Source organism: Andreprevotia sp. IGB-42, from assembly GCF_009848685.1.
Lineage (GTDB): Bacteria > Pseudomonadota > Gammaproteobacteria > Burkholderiales > Chitinibacteraceae > Andreprevotia.
Genome location: NZ_WXTX01000041.1, coordinates 1 through 1345 on the forward strand (window position 1 = coordinate 1; position 1345 = coordinate 1345).

The 1345-nt window shown below is 44.8% G+C and carries 2 protein-coding genes; both read left to right on the forward strand.

What is annotated here, in order from left to right:
- On the forward strand, positions 1 to 374 hold a 374-nt coding region (locus IGB42_RS21770; protein ID WP_159675649.1), incomplete at its 5' end, for a hypothetical protein.
- A gap of 12 nt (positions 375 to 386) precedes the next feature.
- Positions 387 to 1070 (forward strand): hypothetical protein, encoded by a 684-nt coding sequence (locus IGB42_RS21775; RefSeq protein ID WP_159675650.1) that lies wholly within the window; start codon positions 387 to 389, stop codon positions 1068 to 1070.
- Positions 1071 to 1345 lie beyond the last annotated feature (275 nt).

The following is a 1345-nucleotide window of genomic DNA, read 5'->3' on the forward strand; positions in this document are numbered from 1 at the left end:
CATGGCGATATTCAAAGAAATTTAAACCCTCCAGTCAGGAGATAGATGCCGCTGAGTTTTTGGCCGCGCATCGAGGGGCAAAAATCTTTATTCGAGGAACCGGTGTACAAGGTGCTGACTTTCTGATGGATGGCGTAAAGTGGGAGGTTAAGACACTCGTGAGTGGAACTAATAATGCCGTTGCTAATAATATCAAGAAATCGATGAAAAGCGGCAATCAAGGTAGCCGATTTATTATTGACGGGCGCCGATGCAATCCACCATTGACCTTGGCTGAAGCAGAATCCGGTATTGCACGAGCACGGCGTGGTGGTGCTGAGCCAACGGAGGTTATGTTTATTCTCGGTGATAATTCAATTGTAATGTGGCCATAAAAAGGTAGATGAATGTCAGCCGAGCTTTGTTTGATATTTGATCACAATTTGACAAAAGGTCAGTTGGTTGAGATTGATGTTCTTCTTGAAAAGAACGCTTTTCGCCCATTGTTACTCACATCTAGAAAAGAGTGTGGTTGTCCTATTTTTGCAAGTAGTGCAAGTGGAGGGGAAGCCGATTGGGTTTTTGAAAAAAACTACTCTCTGAAAGAAGTTCGTGCGCTGTGCCTTCAGGGAGATGGGGAGAGTTCCTTTCTGGAGCTGGAAAATCGAAGTAAATTTCTAATGGATGTCTCAAATGACGCCGTTGTTTTGCACTGTCCGTCTGATTGGGTTGCTTTTTTGCAATGTGCAGCTGAGCAACCTTCTGCGCTGAATTTTACCAAAGACCTGGCGAAAATTTTGAAATCATCGGCCATAATAGGCGTGGCTGATAATCTGACTCTTGCTAGCGGTGCTGTAGAGCTTTTTTGGGATGGTTTTCCTTATAACGAATTGCTTGAATATCTTCAAAAGTATTGTGGTGAGCCAAAAGATTTGGATAAAATCTTCCGGACTGGTTCATTTGATGATTTGCGTGACGATATTGAGCAGCTTCCCGAGTTAGGTAGGGCGAAGACAATTGCCTTGTTCGACAAGATGAGTGTAAAGCACGAGGTTTCCTATTTTGAAGGATATTTTTTGTTGAGGCCTTAACATTGCGTTAGCCCTCCTCATTTATTGCTTTAGCAATGGTTGGAACATATCTACCTTCTTTGCTAGGCCGCCATCAATAAGCCGTGACTGGTCACTTTTTTCGTAGCGTCGTTTGATTACACCCGCTGGAGATTCCTCATAGTGGGACGTTAACCGCCGCATCACGCACGGAGTAATAGGGGACAGACCACGTTTTACGAAATATCTGCCCGGATTAGAACAATTCGCCCGATGCTGGCGCTATTACCCTGGATGGCCTACCGGCTTGACCTCGC